Raw genomic sequence first — 21,714 nt, forward strand, 5'->3', positions numbered from 1 at the left:
CCTACCCAATCCTTCGCTATCTGCCCGGTATCACCTGCGCGGTTCAGCTCAGCCGTAATGCTGCAACAGGCTTGGAACATCAATAATCAGTGCAATCCGGCCATCGCCCGTGATGGTCGCACCGGCCATGCCGGGGGTTCCCTGGAGGGCGCGGCCCAGCGGTTTGATTACCACCTCTTCCTGTCCGACCAACTGGTCAACCACAAAGCCCACCTGCTTGGTTCCCATGGCAACAATCACCACATGGGCGTTCTCCGGCACCTCCTGGGAAGAGCCGTCCCGAACCAGCCAGCGCTTGATATGGAACAGCGGGAACACCCGTTCCCGAACCACGATGCACTCGCGACCATCAACAATGTTGGTCTTGGTCAGATCCAGATGGAAAATTTCCACCACGTTCACCAGCGGCAGGGCAAACGACTGGTCGCCGAGCATTATCATCAGGGTTGGCATGATCGCCAGGGTCAGCGGCACCTTGATGACAATTCGCGAGCCCTTGCCCAGCTCGGACTCAACGTTCAACTGTCCGTTGAGCTGGCCGATCTTGGTCTTCACCACGTCCATGCCGACCCCACGGCCGGACACGTCGGAGATCTGCTCCTTGGTGGAGAAGCCGGCGGCAAAGATCAGATTGTAGCATTCGGTCCTGGTAAGCCGGTCTGCCGCGTCCTGGTCGTAGATGCCCTTCTCCACGGCCTTGCGACGCAGGACCTCCGGATCCATGCCAGCACCGTCATCCTCAATGGAAAGCAGGATATGGTCGCCTTCCTGCTCCGCTGACAGGGTGACCGTGCCCTGGCGGGGCTTGCCGGCCTTCTCCCGCACCTCCGGCGACTCAATACCGTGATCGACGGAATTGCGAACCAGATGCACCAGAGGATCAGACAGGGCCTCAACCAGGTTCTTGTCCAGGTCGGTCTCCTCACCGTGCATGACCAGATTGACCTCTTTCTTGAGGCTCCGGGCCAGGTCACGTACTACTCGTGGGAACCGGCCAAACACTTTCTTGATCGGCTGCATGCGCGTCTGCATCACTGCCGACTGCAGATCGGTGGTTACCACATCAAGGTTGGAAACCGCCTTGTGCATGTGTTCGTCTTCGCTTTCCGCGCCCAGGCGCTGGAGACGGTTGCGCACCAGTACCAGCTCGCCGACCATGTTCATGATGTCGTCCAGGCGCTTGGTGTCTACCCGAACGGTGGTCTCCGCCGCAGGGGCGTTGTCCCGCGACGGCATGGCGGGTGCAGCGCCGCCCCTGGCTGCCGGTCTTTCGTCGGGCTTTGTGGGCTCGGCGGGTTTGGCAGTCTTGGGTTTCGTGGAATTGGGATCCGCTGCCTGGGGCTTCTCAGGCTTCGCTGGGCCGTCGGTCTTACCGGCCGTGGGGCCACCGCCTTTGCCGTGAAGGTCGTCCAGCAGTTTTTCGAACTCGTCGTCGGTAATCAGGTCGTCGCCAGCTCCCGCCGACGACTTGTCGGCAGCCTGCCCCCCGGCGCTGCCCGTTTCATCCTTGCCGGATGAGGACGGCTCATCGGCTGCTGGCGCACCGGCAAACTGCCCCTTGCCATGGAGCTGATCCAGCAGCGCCTCAAATTCGTCGTCGGTGATGTCGTCATCACCGGACGCGTCGCTGCTCTTGGCTTCCGACGCTGATTTTTCGGGTGTCGAGGCATTCGGCTCATCGGCCAGCGCATCCAGCAGCTGCTCGAATTCATCGTCGGTGATGTCCCCGCCCTCTTCGGCCGCTTCCGCGGTCTCTGTCGGCTCGGCGGGCTGCGCCGGGGCGGCAGCGTCCTCGGATTCCGGCTGCGCAAACGCGTCGAGGCGCGCAATCAGCTCGTCCGGGGCTGGGGTGAGCTCTTCGTGGTTGCGCACCTGCTCGAACATGGCGTTCACATGGTCCAGAGCTTCCAGAACCACATCCATGAGCTCAGAATCCACCTTACGCTTGTGGTTGCGCAGGATATCGAACACGTTCTCCGCCGAATGGCAGCAGTTCACCAGCGCCTCAAGCTGTAGGAAGCCGGCGCCGCCCTTTACAGTGTGAAAGCCACGAAAGATGGCGTTGAGCAGATCACTGTCATCCGGATGTCGCTCAAGGTCTACCAACTGCTCTGACAGCTTCTCGAGTATTTCGCCGGCCTCCACGAGGAAGTCCTGCAAAATCTCTTCATCAGCATCGAACGCCATGCGTTATCCTCTTTAATCAGAAACCGAGACTGGACAACAGGTCGTCTACGTCGTCCTGTCCCGAAACTACATCTTCCCGCTCGTGGGCCTTGATCTGCGGCCCGACACCCTGTTCCGCGGATTCGTGCCGCTCTTCAAGCTGGTGGACAGTGCCTGTCAGTTGATCCACATGGCTGGCCATGACCACCAGGCTAAGCATCTGCTCTTCCACTTCCTTGACCAGAGCGGTGACCTTCTGGATCACCTGCCCTGTCAGATCCTGGAAGTCCTGGGCCAGAAGAATTTCAGACAGGTTGTTGTACATGGTGTCGGCGTCTGTCGCCATGCTGACGAAAAATCGGTCGATCCGTCCGTACAGCTCCCGGAATTCCGCTGGCTGCATCTCGCGACGACGAAGGCGCTGCCATTCATCGCGAAGCGACGAGGCTTCGTCCCGCAGGGCATTGGCCACCGGCATGGTCTCTTCCACCAGGTCCATGGTTCGGTTGGCCGCTTCACCGGTCATCTGCACCACGTACTCAAGCCGGTCGGAAGCATCTGTCATTTTGGACAGGGCCTCCTGCTGTTCGGCATTTCGGGGATCTATCTGGAAGTTCCGGATGGCTTCGTGCAGGCTTCTGGTCAGCCGGCCCACCTCCCGATACAGACTCTGATCGCGAACCTCGCTGAGTTCATTGATCAGGGTCATGGCCTTGGCATAATCGCCAGCGCTGACGCTCTCCGCCAGCTCGGCGGCCTGCCGCTCGAGTTTTTCCGTTACCTCCGGTTCCAGGCCCCGATGGTTCTGTTTGCTATCGCTCATGAGAGCCATCCGACCTCTGGTTACTGGATTCTTTCAAAGATTTTCTCAATCTTTTCCTTGAGCACTGCGGCGGTGAACGGCTTGACAACATACCCGTTCACACCCGCCTGGGCAGCGGCGACAATCTGGTCACGCTTGGCTTCTGCGGTAACCATCAGCACCGGCAGGGTCTTGAGATTCTCGTCGGCCCTGACCGCCTTCAGGAGATCAAAACCGGACATGCCGGGCATGTTCCAGTCAGTCACCAGAAAATCGTATTTGCCGCTTCTGAGCATCGGCAGCGCGGTGTTGCCGTCGTCCGCTTCATCGGTGTTGGTGAAGCCGAGATCACGCAGCAGGTTCTTGATGATCCGTCGCATTGTGGAAAAATCGTCCACAATGAGGATTTTCATGTTCTTGTCCAATGGGACCTCCAGTTAGTAACACCCGGAATTCGTTTGACCTATCTGCTCGAAGTCTAGCAGGCCGCTGTTTTAACCGCTTATTGTCAGGCCTTTACCACGGTTGTAAAGCGTCGGTTACCAAAAGCTACAGTCTGCCTGAGTGCGGACACACAGCGCGCTCTTCAGCGACCGGCACCCTGGTGCCAGTCCGACAACCGGCTTCTCAGTCGCAATGCCGCCTGACTGTGAATCTGGCTGACCCGGCTCTCACTGACGCCAAGCACCGCACCGATCTCCTTGAGGTTCAGTTCCTCCTGGTAGTACAGGCTCAGCACCAGCTTCTCGCGCTCCGGCAGATCCTCAATCGCCTCGGCCAGGCTGCGTCGGAAGGCATCCGATGACAGCCCTTCCAGGGGATTGTCCTGGGTCTCTGTCTCTTCTATCGGCAGCTCTCCGGATTCATTGAGCTCATCGAGACTAAAAAGTCGGCCACTGTTGGCGTCGGAAAGGTATGAATGGTATTCGGCCAGGCCCATGCCCAGCTCATCGGCGACTTCAAGGTCGGTCGCCTCACGACCAAGACGGTCTTCAACGGCCTTGATGGCCTGGGAGATTCGGCGGGCGTTCCGGTGCACAGAGCGTGGTACCCAGTCGCCCTTGCGGATCTCATCCACCATGGCACCCCGGATCCGGATGCCGGCGTAGGTCTCAAAGGTGGCGCCGCGGGTGGAGCTGTATCGCTGGGCAGCCTCCAGGAGCCCGATCATGCCGGCCTGCATCAGGTCTTCCAGTTGTACAGAAGCCGGCAGCCGCGCCATCAGGTGCAGGGCGATTTTCTTCACCAGGGGCGCATGCTGTTCCACAAGCCGGGAGGGCCTCTGGGTGCCAGACTGGTTGTAGATACCGAGATTGTTCGCCAATGCCATGTATCCGGTGTTGTTTGACAGGATCCGATTCAGACTTCGACGAGCCGCTCCACAAAAAATTCCAGATGTCCCCGGGGCGACGACGGCAGCGGCCAGTTATCCACTTTTTCCGCCAGTGCCTTGATGGCCAGGGACGCCTTGGCCCGGGGGTAGGCATCCAGTACCGCTCGCTGTCGCTGAACCGCTTTTTTCACAGCTTCATCGTAGGGCACTAATCCCACATATTGTAGCGCTACATCAAGGAAGCGCTCGGTAACACGGGTCAGTTTTTCGAACAGGTGGCGACCTTCCTGCTCGTTACGCACCTGGTTGGCAAGAATACGGAAGCGGTTGGTGCCGTAGTCGCGGTTCATCAGCTTGATCAGTGCGTAGGCATCAGTGATGGAGGTGGGCTCATCACACACCACCAGCAGCAGTTCCTGGGAAGCCCGCAGAAAACTCACCACCGATTCGGAAATGCCGGCGGCGGTATCGACAATCAATACGTCTATCTGGTCGCCCAGCTCGCTGAAGGCATTGATAAGCCCGGCATGTTCCATGGGGCTCAACTGGGTCATACGCTGGGTACCCGAGGAGGCGGGGACAATCTTGATACCCCCGGGGCCATTCACCAGCACGTCTTTGAGATCGCACTCTCCGGCCAGCACGTCCTGGAGATTCCGGTTCGCGGTAATGCCGAGCAGTACGTCGATATTCGCAAGGCCGAGGTCGGCGTCGAGGAGCACAACCCTGCGCCCTTTCTGGGCCAGCGCTATGCCAAGGTTCACAGACACGTTACTTTTGCCAACGCCCCCTTTGCCGCCCGAAACCGCGATCACCTGTACCGGATGTGCTTTGCTCATACTCGTTTTTGTCTCTCGCCACGTTTAACCGGGTCTTGTGTGTCCGGACACCTGCCACGCATCCGATAAGGGGTCTCGCTCTTCAGGCACCCTCAGCAACCGCCTGCTGTCGCTGCAGGGCTTTCAGGCGATCGACAGCCAGCCGCACCAACGGAACGGCCTGGGCGTGGTGCAGATCTTCCGGAATCTTCTGCCCGTCGGTGTAATAGGCCACAGGCAGGCCGGTTTCCATGATAAAGCCGAGGGATTCGCCGAGCGTCAGGGCCTCGTCTACCTTGGTCATCACACAGCCCGCAAGATTTGCCATCTTATAGCAATGCCACACGGATTTCATGATCCGCGGTTGACTGGTTGCCGACACCACGAGGTGCGTCCGGACATTGTGGTGGCTTTGGGCCAGTTCAGCCAACTGTTCCTGATAGCCCTTGTCAGAGCTGGTCAGACCGGCGGTGTCGATCAGCACCAGATGCCGGTCGGACAGTTCATCAAGAATGTCATCCAGGCTGTGGCTCTCGTCAACCACCCGTACCGGCACATTCAGGATACGGCCAAACACGAACAGCTGCTCGTGGGCGGCGACCCGGTAGCGGTCGGTAGTAACCAGCGCCACGGCGTCCGAGCCATGCTTGAGCACATAGCGCGCCGCCAGTTTTCCGATTGTAGTAGTCTTGCCCGAGCCGGTGGGACCCACGAGGGCGAACACGCCGCCCTGGTCCAGCCACTCGGTGCGCGCCGTGCGTACGCCGGTACACAGCATCTTGAGGGACTGTTTCCAGCCGTCCTCAAGACGTCCGGCCTTGTGGCGGCGAGCAATGGATACCGCCAGCTCGTTGCCAAGACCAAATTCCTGCAGCCGTTCCGCCAGCCGTTGCTGGACGGCGCTGGTGGCCGACGGCTCAACCGGAGACTGCGGTTTTTGGCCCTGCATGAGGTCGCGCAGCGAGCTGATCTCGGCGCGCATCTGCGCCAGCTCATCGGAATAGGCCTCACCCGTGCGGCCGGTCGACGGCGCCTGGACATCAGTCTGCTCGTCCACCACCTGCTGAATGTCTGAAAACGATGCCCGGGCGTAACCGGCACCCTGCCCGGCCCGCTTCTCCCGAACCTCGCGAATCCGATCGCGGGAGCGGCTCAGCTCGTCCTCGAGCCGACGGTGCTGGTCGGCCTGCAATTCGGCCAGCCGGGAGCCATTGGTGGCTTCCTCGGCCCGGCTTCCCAGACGCTGGCGCGCCATATTTTCGTCGTAGTCCAGGGCCGTCACAATTTCGACACCACCATCCACGCGCCGGTTGGAAAGAATGACGGCGTCCGGCCCCATCTGTTCACTGACCTGTTTCAACGCCTCTGCCATGGTCTGAGCAAAAAACCGTTTTACTTTCATGATGCCTCTTCCTCCACCGGCAACGCCGTTCCGGCGCTGTCCGTTCTGTCATCCGCGCCGTTACTGGCCAACGGACGCCACAATCGTAATCTGCTTGTTATCCGGTATTTCCTGGTAGGAGAGCACGTGCAGCCGCTCCACACCGTAGCTGGCGAACTTCGCCAGCACCGGCCTCAGCGGGCCGGACACCAGCAGGATGGCCGGTTTGCCGAGCATTTCCTGCCGCTGGACGCTGTCCTGCAACGAACGCTGGAGCTTCTCAACCATGTTCGGTTCCAGAACCAGGCCAATATCCTCCTGACCGCCGGATTGTTGACTCTGCTGAACAGACTTCAGCAATAACTGTTCCAGGTCTGGATCCAGCGTAATCACCGGAATCTCCGATTCGTTGCCGCAGATGCTCTGGATAATCATCCTGCGCAGCGACTGGCGGGCCACGGTGGTCAGCAGCTTCGGATCCTGGCTCTTCGGATGCACGTTCACGATCGCCTCGGCGATGGAGCGCATATCCCGGATCGGCACTTCCTCCTTCAGCAGGTTCTGAAGCACCTTCAGCAGCAGGCTGATGGAGACGGTGGTCGGTACCAGTTCCTCAGCCAGTTTCGGCGATATCTTCTCCAGCTGGTCCAGCCACTTCTGGACTTCTTCATGGCCCAGCAGCTCGTGGGCGTGCTTCTGCAGAACCTGATTGAGATGGGTCGCCACAACGGTGCTGGCGTCTACCACCGTATAGCCAAGGGTCTGGGCCTGGTCCTTCTTGTCGGGCTCGATCCAGATGGCATCCAGACCGAAGGCTGGATCCTTGCCCTGGATCCCCTCCACCTTGCCGAACACCTGGCCCGGATCAATGGCCAGTTCCCGATCGGGATGAATCTCGGCTTCGGCGATGGTCACGCCCATCAGCGTGATGCGATAAACATTGGGCATCAGGTCGAGATTGTCCCGAATGTGAACTGACGGCATCAGGAAGCCGAGGTCCTGCGACAGCTTCTTGCGGACGCCTTTGATGCGACTGAGCAACTGGCCTCCCTGGGACTTGTCCACCAGCGGGATCAGCCGGTAACCCACCTCCAGCCCGACAATGTCGACCGTGGCGACGTCATCCCATCCCAGCTCACGGGTCTCTCCCGGCGCCGGCAGTTGCCGCGCCTGATCGCCCCCGGCATCACCGCCCGGTGGCAGATCCCGGCCCGCAGGCCGCGGCGCACCACCACCCCGCGCCGGAAACGCGCCGTCTTCCTCCACGGTCTGGCGCTGGTGCTTCCAGATGTACCAGGCGGCGCCGGCGGCAAGACCACCCAGCCCAAGGAACGCGAAGTGGGGCATGCCCGGAATCAGGCCGAGGATGATCAGGATGGCAGCCGCAATGGCCAGCGCCTTGGGGGCGCTGAACATCTGCTGGAGAATCTGCCCGCCCATGTCCTGACTGGAGGTGACCCGCGTCACCATGATGGCGGCCGATGTGGACAGCAGCAGTGACGGAATCTGGGCCACCAGGCCGTCACCAATGGTCAGCAAGGCGTAGCGCTGCATGGCCAGGCCAAAATCCAGACCGTGCTGGAGCATACCGATGGCAACACCACCAACAATGTTGATGAACAGAATGAGCAGACCGGCAATGGCATCGCCTTTCACAAACTTGGAGGCACCGTCCATGGAGCCGTAGAAGTCTGCCTCCTGGGCAATCTCGGCGCGCCGGTGCTTGGCTTCGTCCTGGTTGATCAGGCCGGCATTAAGGTCGGCATCAATGGCCATCTGCTTGCCGGGCATGGCATCCAGGGTGAAGCGGGCGCTCACCTCGGACACCCGGCCGGCACCCTTGGTAACCACCAGGAAGTTGATGATCATCAGGATGGCAAACACCACCAGACCCACGGCGTAGTTACCGCCGATCAGCACCTCACCGAACGACTGGATAACCTTACCCGCCGCATCGCCGCCTTCGTGGCCGTTGAGCAGTACGATTCGGGTAGACGCCACGTTCAGCGCCAGACGCAGCAGCGTGGCTACCAGCAGCACCGTCGGGAAGGAGGCAAATTCCATGGGCCGAAGCGCGTACACGCACACCAGCAGGATGACGATTGACAGGGTGATGTTGAAGGTAAAGAAGACGTCCAGCAGGAACGCCGGCATGGGCAGGATCATCATGCCCAGCAATCCCATCAGCATCAGGGGAATGCCGATATTGCCCCGCGTCAGGGATTTGACGTTGTTAAGGACCAAAGCTCTGTCCATGCCGGAACCTTCTCCGATTGGCGGTGCCCGAGGGCGCTCTCAGGGTCGAAAATCTGACGCCGGGGCGTCGTTTCGGAGATGAGCGGCAAGATCCGTACCACACCGGTTATTTTTTCGGAATGACGCCGGCTGGCGGCCTGACTCGCTCAGCCAGATGCGGTATCCTTGCGCCATTTGATCGACCACACACAGACCACAGGTGACCCCATGCCTATCCACGAGGTAAAACACCCCCTGATCCGCCACAAGCTCGGCCTGATGCGCCGTGCGGACATCAGCACCAAGAATTTTCGTGAGCTGGCACAGGAAGTCGGCGCACTGCTGACCTACGAGGCCACCAAGGACTTCAACCTTCAGGAAAAAACCATTGAGGGCTGGGCCGGCCCGGTCACCGTGGAGCAGATCCACGGCAAGAAAATCACCATCGTGCCGATCCTGCGAGCCGGCCTGGGCATGCTGGATGGCGTGCTGAGCCTGATCCCGGTGGCCCGTGTGAGCGTCGTTGGCCAGATCCGCAACGAAGAAACCCTGGAAGCAAGCACCTACCTGGAAAAGCTTGTGGGCGAGCTGGATCAGCGGATGGCGCTGATCGTCGACCCCATGCTGGCAACCGGCGGTTCGATGATCTCCACGATCGATTTGCTGAAAAAGGCGGGCAGTACGGAAATCCGCGCCCTGGTGCTGGTGGCCGCACCGGAGGGTATCGAGAAAGTCCTCGAGAAGCATCCGGATGTGTCCATCTATACGGCCTCCATTGACCAGCGTCTGAACGAGAAAGGCTATATTCTCCCGGGTCTCGGCGATGCCGGTGACAAGATCTTCGGCACCAAGCAGAAGGACGTATAAACATGCAGGACCACACCAACGACCCGGTCTGGAAACAGGCCATTGCCGGCTCACAGATGTTGCTGGTGGCGTTCGGCGCCCTGGTTCTGATGCCGCTGATTACTGGCCTGGATCCCAACGTAGCCCTGTTCACCGCCGGCCTCGGCACCCTGATTTTTCACGTGGTGACCGGCGGCCAGATTCCCATCTTCCTGGCCTCCTCGTTCGCATTCATCGCACCGGTTATTGCATCCAAGGGCCGCTTCGGCATGGAGGAAACCCTTGGCGGCCTGATGGCGGCGGGTATCCTCTACATCGTACTGAGCGGACTGGTCCGCCTGCGCGGCACCGGCTTTGTCCGGCGATTGCTGCCCCCGGTAGTCATCGGACCGGTCATCATGACCATCGGCCTGGGCCTGGCACCGGTGGCTGTACACATGGCTTCCGGCCGCACCGGTGACGGCTCCACACAGCTGATTCCCTACGACACTGCCATCTGGATTGCGATGATTTCCCTGGCGGTGACCATCGTAATGTCGGTGTGGGCGAAAGGCATTTTCCGGCTCATCCCGATCATGTTCGGCGTGATCACCGGTTACGTTTTGTCTGCGTTCGTGGGCATTGTCGATACCACCCCGATTCGTGAAGCCGCCTGGTTTGCCATGCCCAATTTCGTGGCCCCGGAATTCAGCTGGGGCGCCATCCTGTTCATGGTGCCCGTGGCTATTGCGCCGGCCATCGAACACATCGGCGACGTGCTCGCGATCGGCAACGTAACCCGCAAAAACTACCTGGAAAAGCCCGGCCTGCATCGCACCCTGCTCGGTGACGGCCTGGCCACCAGCGCCGCTTCCATGCTTGGCGGGCCGCCCAACACCACCTACTCGGAGGTAACCGGTGCAGTGATGCTCACCAAGAACTTCAACCCGAAGGTGATGTGGTGGGCGGCCGGCGTTGCCATCGTGCTGGCGTTCGTCGGCAAATTCGGCGCGGCCTTGCAGACCATCCCGGTACCGGTCATGGGCGGCATTCTGTGCCTGCTGTTCGGCTCCATTGCCGTTGTTGGCCTGAACACCCTGATCCGCCACCAGGTGGACCTGGCCCAGTCCCGCAACCTGGTGATCGTGGGTGTCACCCTGGTATTCGGCATCGGTGGCATGGTACTCGGACACCTGGAAGGCATCGCCCTGTGCGCGGTCGCCGCCATCATCCTGAACCTGATACTGCCCGGCAGTCGCGAGGCCTGGGGCAAAGCGGTGTATGAGCAAAAAGCCGACTGACAGCTCCGGCATCAGCTTTACCGCCCTGTATACCGGTGCCGTCTGGCACCGGTACGGGATCTCCGACGATGCCCTGGCCACCGAAAAAGGCCATTGGCTCTACCGGCTGATGACCCCGTTCGAAGCCGCCAGCAAGGCAGCCATCGGCGGCAACATCCGAACTTTCCTGTTACAACGTCACCTGATCATCGATCACCTGATTGATCAGGCCATCAAAGAAAAGGGCATCACCCAGGTCCTGGAAATCGCCTGCGGCATGTCCCCAAGGGGCATTCGATTACGCCAGAAACACCCCCTGCTCCACATGGTCGAAGCCGACCTGCCCGACATGGCCGCTCGCAAGGCCCTCAGGCTCATGGCCGCCGGCCGCCTGGGCGACCATCACCAGGTCACGCCCATCGATATTCTGGCCGACCATGGCGAGTACCAGCTGGAAAAGGTCATCGACCGGGTATTCGACAATCGGGAGCCGGTAATCATCATTACCGAGGGCCTGACCAGTTACTTCTCCCTCGAGACCATCACCGAGTTCTGGCGCCGCCTGTCTGCAGCCATGGCCTCACGTCCCGGGTCCATCTATCTGTCCGAGAGCTATTACCAGCCCTCCCAGCCTCTGCTGAACACTACCCTGGAAGCATTGGGAGGCATCCTCGGGGCAGTAACCCGCAGCGAGGTATCCTTCCACTTCCAGACTGACGCTCAGGCACGGGAGCATTTCCTGTCCTGTGGATTCGCCTCGGCCACCGTGCATGACCCGCGCTCCTGGTATGGAATCTTGCCGATTCCCGAAAGCCGCGGCGAGCCGATGGTTCGAGTTATCGAGGCTGGTTGCTGATCTAGCCAGTCGACTCCTGCCCTAGCCTGCAGGTTCGGGTGGAAGAGGTTCGTGGGGCTGCCTCCCAAAAACCGCTACGAGCACATCCATGTGCGCTTGGCGTCGGCCATCCCTGGCCGCCGACATTTTTGGGAGGCAGCCCCACAAACCTCGCAAACCTGAAGGGAATCCGCCAAAAGCTCCGGAGTTAAATAAGTATTTCTCAGCGATATCGAAGGGGTTTGATAAGCGGTTGTGGGTGGCCTTTTCAGGACTGTCTGTGGCCATGGATGGCCACAGTCAAGCGCACATGGATGTGCTCGTAGCGTGTCCTGAAAAGGCCACCCACAACCGCGCAAACTCCCAAACCCTCAGGCTACCAAAAGGAACCCAACTTCAAACTCAGACGTCCCGCCGCAAATCCGACGGAATCGGGAAATCGGGCATGCCGGGCTTGGGCCCACGTCCCTTGCAGAACTGGCGGAGCTGGAACACGTAAGCAAGCACCTGGGCAATGGCCATGTACAGGCCATCGGGGATCTCCTCGCCGAGGTCCGTGTTGTGATAGACCGCCCGGGTCAGCGGCGGCGTCCTGAGGATCTCGACTTTGTTTTCCCGGGCTATTTCCATGATCTTAAAGGCCACCTCATCGGCGCCCTTCGCAACCACCACCGGCGCCGCCATGGCTTTCTGATCGTACTTGAGCGCTACGGCGTAGTGGGTCGGGTTGGTGATGACCACGTCGGCCTTGGGCACATCCTGCATCATCCGGCGCTGGGCCATTTCGCGCTGGAGCTGGCGGATTTTGCCCTTCACTTCCGGCTTGCCCTCGGTGTCCTTGTACTCGTCCTTCACCTCCTGCTTGGTCATGCGCAGTTTCTTCTGGTGATCGTAAATCTGGAAGGGCACGTCGATGGCGGCGATGATGATGGTGGCGCAGGACAGCAGGAAAAAGCTCCAGGCGATGGTCCAGAGTACGTGCTCCATGGCCGGCACTACCGGCTCCTCGGCAATGGCCAGGAGGTCTTCGGTGCGCAGGTTGAGAATGAGGATCGCCAGGGCCATGACCAGGCCGACTTTGGCAATGGCTTTGACCAGCTCTACCAGGGAGCGCGCGGAAAACATGCGGCCCAGGCCCTTGATGGGGTCCATGCGGTTGAGTTTCGGCGCCACGGCCTTGCCGCTGATGAGCAGGCCACCAATGCCGATGGAGCCGAAGATGGCGGCAATGAGCAGCATCACCAGAATGGGCGCCAGTGCCCAGGCCGCTTCCTTGGCGGATGCAATCAGCTGGACGCTCATGTGGCGCATGTCGAAGATGGCGGAGCGCTCGATCACGAAGCTGTCGCGCATGATCGCCTCCAGCGACGCTCCAAGGCTGGCACCAAACATCAGCAGGCCGCCGGCGCCTGCCAGGAGTACGGCCATGGTGGCCAGTTCCTTGGAGCGGGCGGTCTGGCCTTCCTCCCGGGCTTTTTCAAGTCGTCGGGGGGTGGCCTCTTCCGTTTTTTCCTGACTGTTGTCGTTTTCTTCGGCCATTCCGGTCTTCCGAAATTGTCAGTTTCGGCGGGCGGGGCAAGCTTTCCAAAACACGCTGTGGATACATCCCTGTACGCTTGGCTCCGCCATCCATGGCTCCGCACAGTTTTGGAAAGCTTGCCCCACCCGCCTCTGCATACTCACTGCGTGGAGTCTCCGAGGCGCACATGAGAGAAATTCAAGGCTGCCCCTGCAAACCCCGCATAAATTCAAACGTCTCGCGGGTGTGCTGGTCAAAGTGCGGCAGGAAATTGGCGTGCAGCACCCATATGGCAAACAATCCAAAAATCAGGCCAATCGGGAAACCCAGGGCGAAGATGTTCATCTGGGGCGCGGCGCGGGTCATCACGCCGAAGGAGATGTTGACGATCAGTACCGCAGTTACCGCCGGCAGCGCCAGCAGCATGGCGGAGGCGAACATCCAGCTGATCCGGTGGGCCAGTTCCCAGACGCCGGCCTGGCCCAGGCCTTCCATGCCGATGGGCAATGTGCGAAAGCTTTCTATGAAGACCTCGAAGGCCACCAGATGGCCGTTCATGGCCAGGAACAGTAGCGTGATCGTGATGGTGTAGATCTGGGATAACACCGGTACATTGACGCCGTTGGCCGGGTCGACCATGGAGGCAAAGCCAAGGCCCATCTGCATGGCGATCATCTGGCCGGCGATAACAAACAGTTGCCAGAGGGCCGTCAGCGCGAAGCCCATGCCCACCCCGATCAGGATCTGCTGCAGGCTGATGACAACGGCGTCGGCGCTCAGGGCGTCCACCTGGGGTACCGGAGGGATCATGGGTACGATCAGGACGGTCATCAGCAACGCCAGCCCCAGGCGCACGCGGGCCGGAACCAGCTGGGTACCGAAAATGGGGATCACCATCAGAAAGCTGGCCAGGCGAAACAGCGGCCAGAGATGCTGACCGACCCACTGGCCGATCAGGTCGACGCTGATCTCCGCCGGTATCATCCGCTAGCCGATCAGGTAGGGTATGTTGCCGAACAGCCGGTTGGCGTGATCAAGCAACTGAGTCAGCATCCATGGGCCCCAGACGATGATCACAATGAGCGTGACCAGCAACCTCGGCAGGAAGCTCAGGGTCTGTTCGTTAATCTGGGTTGCTGCCTGGAAGGTGCTGACCACCAGGCCAATGACCAGGCCAGGGCCGATGATGATCGACGCCAGCAGCACGATCATCCATAGGGCTTCTCGGAGGATGTCGATGACGGTTTCCGGGGTCATGACGCGGCTCCTATATTCCGTAACTGGCGGCCAGGGTTCCCATGATCAGGGCCCACCCGTCCACCAGGACAAACAGCATGATCTTGAACGGCAGCGAGATGATGATCGGAGACAGCATCATCATACCCATGGCCATAAGCACGCTGGCCACCACCATATCGATGATCAGAAACGGTATGAACAGTATGAATCCGATCTGGAACGCAGTCTTGAGCTCACTGGTTACGAAGGCCGGCATCAGCACCCAGAACGAGACATCCTGGGGCGTGTCGTACTGCACGTCGGCAATTCGCATGAACAGGGCCAGATCGTCCTCGCGGGTCTGTTCAAGCATGAACTTGCGGAATGGCTGGCTCGCCAGCTCTACCGCCTCCAGCGAGGTTACTTCCTCCTGCAGGTAGGGCTGAAGCCCCACCCGGTTCGCCTCTTCCAGCACCGGTTTCATGATAAAGATGCTCAGGAACAGCGCCAGGCCCAGCAGAATCTGGTTGGACGGTGTCGACTGCAGGCCGATGGCCTGACGCAGTATGGCGAACACCACGATGATGCGGGTAAACGACGTCATCATCATGAGCATCGCCGGCAGGAACGTGAGCGCGGTCATCAGCGCCAGGATTTGCAGGGTCACCGAGTATTCCTGCGCACCCTCGCCTTCGCCGGGTGTCACGGTAAAGGCCGGAATACCGGGAATGCCGGTGGCGCCAGTGGCATCCTGGGCCATGGCGAATGCCGGCAACATCAGGCCGGCAATGCCTATCAACGTGGATAGCAGTCGTTTCAGGGTTTCGGCTCGCATGGCCCTAGTCATTCCTTGTCGGCGAGGTCCAGGACTTACCGATCATGCCCTGCAGCTTTCGGGCAAAATCCCCGGAGCCGGCGGCACTGGCATCGACCACAGGTTCGTCGAATACGTGCAGCGTGCGAATGGCAGAAGGCGTGATGCCAAGCAGTATCTGCTGCCCCCCCACCTCGATCAGCGCAATGCGTTCGCGGGCGCCAATGGCCATCACGGAGACCACCTTGATGGCGTTGTTGTTCATGCCCGTCATGCCATTCATGCGCCGGATGATCCAGGCGCAGCCATAGATCACGGCAACCACGGCCACCAGTCCCAATCCCAGGCTGACGATAGTGCCCAGGGTGTCGGGCGCCCGCACTGGCGCCTGCTTCGCGGCCGTGTTCGCGGCCTCCTGCGCCCAGGCAGGAGCGGTGACAAACAGCGCCAGAGCGCCCGGCAAAGAGAATCGCATGTTATTTCTGCAGCCGTTTGATGCGTTCGCCCGGGCTGATCACGTCGGTCAGGCGAATGCCGAATTTCTCGTTGACCATGACCACCTCGCCGTGGGCGATCAGGGTGCCGTTTACCAGCACATCCAGGGGCTCACCGGCCAGTCTGTCGAGCTCAATCACCGATCCCTGATTCAGTTGCAGCAGGTTTCGGATGGGAATCTGCGTGTTGCCGACTTCCATGGAAATGGTCACCGGGATATCGAGAATCACATCAATGTCAGGCGCCTGACCACCGCCCTTGGCCGGACTGCTGTCCTGACCAAACTCTTCCATTGGCGCCGCCTGGACGTCGTCGTCTTCCGACTCACCGGCCTCGGCCATGGCAGCGGCCCACTCGTCCTCGCGGTCACCGTCATCGCCGGATTCCTCCATAGCGGCTTCCCACTCGGCGGCCAGCTTCTCGTCTTCGCTGAGCTCCTGCTCGTCTTTCTTGTCGTCGTCAGCCATTACGTCCCACCTTCAGTTGTTTCTTGACCTTGGGCAGCGTTGCCCGTTCTTGAACTTTCAGTGCCAGTTTTCCGTCACGGGTACCCAGCGTGGCCTTGTAGATGGGAATTCCGTTGGCGGTCACCGTCAACTGCTCCGGAATTTCCACGGGAATGATGTCGCCGGCTTTCAGCTTGGCGATATCCCGCAGGGAGATCCTCCTCCGACAGACCGTGGTATTGATGGGCACGCTCACGTCCTTGATGTCTTCCTGGAGGGCATTCACCCAGCGCTCGTCCACGTCGTCGATGTCACTCTGAACACCGGCGTCGAGAACGTCCCGGATGGGCTCAATCATCGAGTACGGCAAGGCAAAATGCAGTTCGCCCCCGCCACCGTCCAGCTCGATGTGGAAGGTGCTGACCACCACCACCTCGCTAGGACTCACAATATTGGCCATGGCAGGATTCACCTCGGAACTGAGGTACTCAAAGTCTACCTTCAGCACCGCGTGCCAGGCTTCCTTCATATCGTGGAATACCTGGTCGAGAACCATCTGCACGATACGGGTTTCAGTGGGTGTGAATTCCCGTCCCTCGATCTTGGCATGGCGACCCTCGCCCCCGAAGAAGTTGTCCACCAGCTTGAAGACCAGTTTGGCGTCGAGCACAAACAGGGAGGTGCCGCGCAATGGGCGAACCTTGCACAGGTTGAGGCTGGTGGGCACGTACAGGGTGTGGATGTATTCGCCAAACTTCATGATCTGGACACCCCCGGTGGAGACGTCCGCGTTTCGGCGCATCAGGTTGAACAGGCTGATCCGGGTATAGCGGGCAAAACGTTCATTGATCATTTCCAGGGTCGGCATCCGTCCCCGGACAATGCGGTCCTGACTGGAGAGGTCGTAGGACTTTACACCTGTATCGTCGGTTTCTTCGTAGGTATCAATGTCGCCGTCGTCCACACCGTGGAGGAGCGCATCGATTTCATCCTGTGATAACAAGTCCTGCATGTTTAGTCCTGCCCCTGATATGCCTGGCTAGTGCCCTATTGCACAACAAAGTTCGTGAACAACACCCGCTTGATCGGGGCCTCGCCTTCCTGTTCCAGCACCTGGTTCACGGTGGCCAGCATACGGTCAGCCAGTGCCTGGCGTCCTTCCGGTGTCTGGAGATTGTTGAAGTCGCTGCTGCCAAGCACCATCACCAGTTGGCTCCGGATCAGGGGCATATGCAGCATGGCCGCCTCGAGGGCCTGGGGACTGCCAGACTCCAGCGCCAGGTGAACCTGGCCGTAACGTTGCCGCCCTTCCGCCTGGATGGTAGTAACCACCGCCTTGTCCAGGACATGGTAATTGCTCGGGGTAAACGTCTCCTCGGCGACCTCTTGCCCTTCGCCGGAGTCATCGCCCATGCCCGGCAACCCGCCGCCGAGGAACCATAGGGTTCCTACTACCGACAGTACGATGGCCAGAATCACCACCACAACCAGCATGATGATCAGCTTGAGTTTACCCTTCTTGGCAGGCGCCGCCTGAGTTTCGTTGTTTTCAGCCATAGTGTCCGCTTTGCCAGAAATCCGTCGGCGGAAGCGCTTTTCCGCGACTTTTCAGGAGTGGATGCAAAGGGCGGGCCAGAACACCCAGCCTTCCCGTTCAGAACCGCAGTTTAGCGTTGCAGGGAAGGATGGGCAAAGGAGTTTGGAAGAGGCAGGACAAACGATCAGGCGAAGATGTCCACTTCGCCCTTCCAGCTGAGATCCAGGGTATGGGCGTGGCTACCATCGGCGTCTGGATCCCCGTCAACGAGAGCGGTGCCGGTGCCCCCGGCGGCCTGGCCGTCTGCAGTCTCCTGCTGTCCGGACTGCTGCTGGGGCGAATCCGAGACATCAAAGCCGGCCAGGGACAGCCCCTGCTCGCTCAGCATGTCACGCAGGCGGTGGGAGTTCAGTTCAAGCTGGTCACGTACCACCGGATTGGCAGAGTGGACCGTGATGCTGGCCTGCTCGTTCTGGACGCGCACCTTGACTTCCATGGGGCCCATGTCCGGTGGCGTCAGGTGAATTTCGGCAACTGACATGTTTCTGGCGGTGAGCCAGCTCAGCTTACCCACCAGCTTGTCACCCCATTCGGCGTGGCCAACCGGCACATCAATGGAGGTGGCATAGCCACGCAGGGGTGCGGCTGTTTCTGGCGTCAGACGGGCCGTGTTGTTTCCGCCGGCCGCCTGCTGGGACACCAGATCCATGGCCGACTGGAACCGACCGTTAGCAGGCAGCGAGCCCGCATCCGGGTTACGGCCCAGCTCGGTCACCAGTGACGCTTTCAGGGATTCTGCCGTAGACCCATCCTGCACCGCGCTGGGATTCCCTGGGATTGTCTGGCCGATGGCGACGCCGCGCAATCCGTTCAGCGAGCCCTGCGACGCTGTCTGAAGCCCGCTCTCTCTGAGTTGGCCGTTCATGGCGTTCTGTAGCCCGGCTGCCACCGCGGGCGCTTCCATTGCGCGGGCACCCTGGGGGTTCACGAGGCTTTGCAGTTCAGCAAAGGTGAGCGGTAACAGCATTGGATCGACGGCCAATTCACCGTTCCCTGCCGCCAGTGCGTCCGCCGACACAGGTTCTGCAGTGTCTTGCGTCTCCTGAGGCCCGTTACTGGCCTGCGCGTCCCTGGACGCCGCATTGCCGGAGGTTTCGCCGGCCTTTGCCTGATTGGGCGACTCCTGCCGGGATTCACTGGTCTTTTCCCGGGCTTCTGCGTCCCGGGCTTTTGCGTCCTGGGCTTTTTCAGCGTCTTTGCGCTCGGCCTGCTTGCGATCAAGACGCTGCTGTTCCGCCTTTGAGACAGATTCGAAATCGTTTTTCCTGTCGGCCGGATCCTGGCTGGAAACAGACTTTGACGGGCCGGGATCCTTGTGGGTCCCGGGCGCGGGGGTTTGGGGGAGAACCATCTGGGCCATGGCAACCTCTTGCCGCTTTTATCGCATGATCGCCCTTACCTTGCCGGTTTGTAGCCGTGGTAGAGGCGGTTTGTTCCGTTATGCGATAGTCAAAGCAAATGTGATGCCATGGATCGTTTCAGCTTACCAGAAGCGCGTGCAGCCTCTGTGTGACCTGCCGGAATTCGGTGTCTATGGCGTCCAGTAACGCGGGTGCCTCATCAAGCCTTGACGCCTTCCCGGTTTGCTCCGCCTGCCGACAGAGCTCCCCGAGCCTGGGCGCTCCGATGTTGATACAGCTGCCCTTGAAACTGTGGGCGGTTTTGGTAAAGGCGTCGCAATCATCCGCCTCCAGCGCCTGCCGAAGACTATGAATGCGATCCTGTGAATCGGCAAGATAGGTCTGGATCAGAACTTCGAATTCGTCCTCCATCACATCCTGGAGTTCCGCCAGAGCCTCTTCATCTAGGTGTGGTTTGTCACCCATGACCAACCCTCCTTGTGTGTTCAATACCGTAACCCCCTATTGGCCGGAGGTCTCGGAAAAATGCCAATCGTACACAATTTCAACATGATTGCCGCGACCATGAAACCGGATCGACTCGGCAAGACGCCTGAGCAGGAGTAATCCCCGACCAGAGTAGTGCCCTCTGCTCAGCGGCAGCCCCTCGGTTCCCAGCCCGGGGTGATTGTGGAAGTCGAACCCCTGACCACTGTCTTCGCAGATAATGCGTAGCCTGCCACCCCCGTCTTTCAGTGAGTGATGCAGGGTAAAGCGGATGTAGTGGCCGTCAACTTCAGCCAGGCGCCGCCGGCGTTCCGCGTAATACTGGCCGAAGCCGTCTCGGGATTGCTTCCACTCCGACGGCAGCTTGAGCACACCGTGCTCCAGGGCGTTGTTGTAGAGTTCCGCCAGCATGGTATAGATTTCGCCGCTCTTACGACGCAGCCCGGGCACCTCCATACAGATATGCAGCAGCAAAGGCAGCGGACTGAATTCACCCAGGGTCTGCTCACGCACCTCGTAACTGCACCGCCATTCCGCCGGACCTGCCAGGGCGGAAGGCGTTACCCTATCCGTCAGGGAGGGCATGCCCGTCTCATCGCTCATATCCAGGCAGCACAGGGTGAGATCGTCGCCATCACCGGGGCTCCCCTTGAACTCCCGCACCGCCGACATGAGGGCATCGAACGGATGCGTCTCGCGATTGAGTGAGCTCAGGGTATCCCGAACCCCTGCCTCACCAAACACCCGACCATCCGCATTGGCCGCCTCCAGGAAGCCGTCTGTCATCATCAGTAGCCGGTCCCCTAGCCGGGTTCCGATCCGTTCAAATTCGGCATCGAACACCTCGGGGGCAAGGATACCCAGCGGCAGATGGCGGGAGGATAGCAGCTCGGATTCTCCGTTACCCCGTACCAACCAGCCATCCGGCAACCCTCCGTTCCATACCTGGAGCTGGTTGTGCTTGAAATCCGCCTCGATCATGGCACCGCAGCAGAACATGCCTGTGGGTAGAATACGCTTGAGTTTCTGGTTGATTTCCTTGAGCACGTCCTGGCCGTTGAAGCCTTTGCTGGACATGCCATAGAAAATCTCCGCCACCGGCATGGCGCCGATGGCCGCCGGCAGGCCATGGCCCGTGAAATCGCCCATGAATACCAGCATGCCGCCCGAAGGCCTGGGGGAGGCAAACAAGACATCGCCATTGAAGATTGACTGGGGGGAAGCGTGATAGCGGATATTGTCGGCATCCAGACAGCCGGAGTGTGCAACGTTGTCGAACACCCGCTTGGCAACCTCCTGCTCCTCGGTTAACTGCCGGTTGCGCTCACGGATCAGGTCTCTCTGGTTGGACAGCGTCTGGTGCATAAGCCGCATCCGGTTGAAAGCTTTGATCTTGGCTTCAATAATTATGCGGTTGTAGGGTTTTCCGAGGAAATCGTCGCCTCCGGCCTCCAGGCATCGAGCCAGGGCACCGGCTTCGGAAAGGGAAGTCAGGAAAATGACGGGAACCAGCTTCTCGCCGGCCAGGTCCTTGATCTGACGGGCGGCCTCCATACCATCCATCACCGGCATCAGGGCATCCAGCAAGACCAGATCGGGCGACAACTCCCGGAAGCGGTCAACGGCGTCAGAGCCGTTGGTGACATCCACCACGTCATGCCCCAGGCGTTTTAGCAGCGTCTTTAGAATGAGCCGGTCGCTGTCGGAATCGTCGGCAATCAGGATCCTGAGAGGGCCGTGTTCTGCAACGGAATCATCCATGAGAACTCCGGAAGAGCTCGGGCATCAGCGAATCTGGAACAGCTGCTCGAAATTGGAAATGGAGAGAATCCGCCGCACGTCGCTGTTGCAGTTCTCAATGACAACCCGGGCATTGTCGCCCCCCGCGTAGTCCCGGAGTAACAGCAGCATACCCAGGGCGGAACTGTCGAGGTAGGTGGTTTCGGACAGATCCACGATGTAATCCTGCACGCAAGGGTCACCGTGCTCGTAGGCATCCCTGAAGGCCTGGTGAGTGCTGAAATCAAAACGCCCTTCAATGCTGATAACAAGGGTCTGACCGTTATCATCGCGGCGCGTCTGAATCGGCATTCCAAACCTCCA

The 21,714-nt window shown here is 60.1% G+C and carries 22 protein-coding genes; 3 read left to right on the forward strand and 19 right to left on the reverse strand.

Features of this window, described 5'->3' with window-relative positions; all coding sequences use genetic code 11:
- Positions 1–48: 48 nt before the first annotated feature.
- The 7 genes from AC0J1C_RS11340 to flhA form a co-directional block, all read right to left on the reverse strand.
- On the reverse strand, positions 49–2,187 hold the full coding sequence (locus AC0J1C_RS11340) for a chemotaxis protein CheA (RefSeq protein WP_473043979.1): 2,139 nt from the start codon (positions 2,185–2,187) through the stop codon (positions 49–51).
- A gap of 16 nt (positions 2,188–2,203) precedes the next feature.
- Positions 2,204–2,989: a protein phosphatase CheZ gene (locus AC0J1C_RS11345; RefSeq protein WP_473043980.1), complete on the reverse strand. Its 786-nt coding sequence runs from the start codon at positions 2,987–2,989 to the stop codon at positions 2,204–2,206.
- 20 nt (positions 2,990–3,009) lie between these two features.
- Positions 3,010–3,393, reverse strand: coding sequence for a chemotaxis response regulator CheY (cheY, locus tag AC0J1C_RS11350; RefSeq protein ID WP_048495094.1), 384 nt, complete (start codon positions 3,391–3,393; stop codon positions 3,010–3,012).
- A 161-nt stretch (positions 3,394–3,554) separates the two neighbouring features.
- On the reverse strand, positions 3,555–4,298 hold the full coding sequence (locus AC0J1C_RS11355; RefSeq protein WP_473043981.1) for an RNA polymerase sigma factor FliA: 744 nt from the start codon (positions 4,296–4,298) through the stop codon (positions 3,555–3,557).
- A 29-nt stretch (positions 4,299–4,327) separates the two neighbouring features.
- A complete protein-coding gene (locus tag AC0J1C_RS11360; RefSeq protein WP_473043982.1) occupies positions 4,328–5,140 on the reverse strand; it encodes a MinD/ParA family protein in 813 nt (270 codons plus the stop codon).
- An 82-nt stretch (positions 5,141–5,222) separates the two neighbouring features.
- Positions 5,223–6,521, reverse strand: a complete 1,299-nt coding sequence (flhF, locus tag AC0J1C_RS11365) for a flagellar biosynthesis protein FlhF (RefSeq protein ID WP_473043983.1) — start codon at positions 6,519–6,521, stop codon at positions 5,223–5,225.
- A 60-nt stretch (positions 6,522–6,581) separates the two neighbouring features.
- On the reverse strand, positions 6,582–8,756 hold the full coding sequence (flhA, locus tag AC0J1C_RS11370) for a flagellar biosynthesis protein FlhA (protein WP_473043984.1): 2,175 nt from the start codon (positions 8,754–8,756) through the stop codon (positions 6,582–6,584).
- A gap of 207 nt (positions 8,757–8,963) precedes the next feature.
- Between flhA and upp the strand changes: the two genes are divergently transcribed.
- From upp to AC0J1C_RS11385, 3 genes are read left to right on the forward strand one after another with little or no spacing between them, the layout of a single operon-like run.
- Positions 8,964–9,602 (forward strand): uracil phosphoribosyltransferase, encoded by a 639-nt coding sequence (gene upp / locus AC0J1C_RS11375; protein WP_375192768.1) that lies wholly within the window; start codon positions 8,964–8,966, stop codon positions 9,600–9,602.
- Positions 9,603–9,604: 2 nt separating this feature from the next.
- Positions 9,605–10,861 (forward strand): uracil-xanthine permease family protein, encoded by a 1,257-nt coding sequence (locus AC0J1C_RS11380; protein WP_473043985.1) that lies wholly within the window; start codon positions 9,605–9,607, stop codon positions 10,859–10,861.
- Complete coding sequence (locus AC0J1C_RS11385; RefSeq protein WP_473043986.1) at positions 10,842–11,696, forward strand: class I SAM-dependent methyltransferase; 855 nt, start codon at positions 10,842–10,844, stop codon at positions 11,694–11,696. The genes AC0J1C_RS11380 and AC0J1C_RS11385 overlap by 20 nt, the downstream gene beginning before the upstream one ends.
- A 381-nt stretch (positions 11,697–12,077) precedes the next feature.
- Here the strand turns inward: AC0J1C_RS11385 and flhB are convergent, their stop codons facing one another.
- From flhB to AC0J1C_RS11445, 12 genes are all read right to left on the reverse strand, one after another.
- Positions 12,078–13,214, reverse strand: a complete 1,137-nt coding sequence (gene flhB / locus AC0J1C_RS11390) for a flagellar biosynthesis protein FlhB (RefSeq protein ID WP_473043987.1) — start codon at positions 13,212–13,214, stop codon at positions 12,078–12,080.
- Positions 13,215–13,392: 178 nt separating this feature from the next.
- The gene (gene fliR, locus AC0J1C_RS11395) at positions 13,393–14,178 is read right to left on the reverse strand and encodes a flagellar biosynthetic protein FliR (protein ID WP_375192764.1); all 786 of its coding nucleotides are present in this window, start codon (positions 14,176–14,178) and stop codon (positions 13,393–13,395) included.
- Positions 14,179–14,181: 3 nt separating this feature from the next.
- The gene (gene fliQ / locus AC0J1C_RS11400) at positions 14,182–14,451 is read right to left on the reverse strand and encodes a flagellar biosynthesis protein FliQ (protein ID WP_008173075.1); all 270 of its coding nucleotides are present in this window, start codon (positions 14,449–14,451) and stop codon (positions 14,182–14,184) included.
- A gap of 10 nt (positions 14,452–14,461) precedes the next feature.
- A complete protein-coding gene (gene fliP, locus AC0J1C_RS11405; RefSeq protein WP_375192763.1) occupies positions 14,462–15,247 on the reverse strand; it encodes a flagellar type III secretion system pore protein FliP in 786 nt (261 codons plus the stop codon).
- Between the two features lie 4 nt (positions 15,248–15,251).
- Positions 15,252–15,701: a flagellar biosynthetic protein FliO gene (gene fliO / locus AC0J1C_RS11410; RefSeq protein WP_091986373.1), complete on the reverse strand. Its 450-nt coding sequence runs from the start codon at positions 15,699–15,701 to the stop codon at positions 15,252–15,254.
- Between the two features lies 1 nt (position 15,702).
- Positions 15,703–16,188 carry a flagellar motor switch protein FliN gene (gene fliN, locus AC0J1C_RS11415; RefSeq protein WP_473043988.1) on the reverse strand — a complete coding sequence of 162 codons (486 nt, stop codon included), beginning with the start codon at positions 16,186–16,188 and terminating at the stop codon, positions 15,703–15,705.
- The gene (fliM, locus tag AC0J1C_RS11420) at positions 16,181–17,179 is read right to left on the reverse strand and encodes a flagellar motor switch protein FliM (protein ID WP_375192762.1); all 999 of its coding nucleotides are present in this window, start codon (positions 17,177–17,179) and stop codon (positions 16,181–16,183) included. Before fliM ends, fliN begins: the two co-directional genes overlap by 8 nt.
- Before the next feature lie 35 nt (positions 17,180–17,214).
- Positions 17,215–17,724: a flagellar basal body-associated FliL family protein gene (locus AC0J1C_RS11425; RefSeq protein ID WP_473043990.1), complete on the reverse strand. Its 510-nt coding sequence runs from the start codon at positions 17,722–17,724 to the stop codon at positions 17,215–17,217.
- A 164-nt stretch (positions 17,725–17,888) separates the two neighbouring features.
- Positions 17,889–19,124 carry a flagellar hook-length control protein FliK gene (locus AC0J1C_RS11430; RefSeq protein ID WP_473043991.1) on the reverse strand — a complete coding sequence of 412 codons (1,236 nt, stop codon included), beginning with the start codon at positions 19,122–19,124 and terminating at the stop codon, positions 17,889–17,891.
- A 118-nt stretch (positions 19,125–19,242) separates the two neighbouring features.
- A complete protein-coding gene (locus AC0J1C_RS11435; protein ID WP_473043992.1) occupies positions 19,243–19,590 on the reverse strand; it encodes an Hpt domain-containing protein in 348 nt (115 codons plus the stop codon).
- Positions 19,591–19,626: 36 nt separating this feature from the next.
- Positions 19,627–21,372: a PP2C family protein-serine/threonine phosphatase gene (locus AC0J1C_RS11440; protein WP_473043993.1), complete on the reverse strand. Its 1,746-nt coding sequence runs from the start codon at positions 21,370–21,372 to the stop codon at positions 19,627–19,629.
- 24 nt (positions 21,373–21,396) lie between these two features.
- Positions 21,397–21,702, reverse strand: a complete 306-nt coding sequence (locus AC0J1C_RS11445) for an STAS domain-containing protein (protein ID WP_473043994.1) — start codon at positions 21,700–21,702, stop codon at positions 21,397–21,399.
- Positions 21,703–21,714 lie beyond the last annotated feature (12 nt).

The organism is Marinobacter sp. E2, from assembly GCF_055755345.1.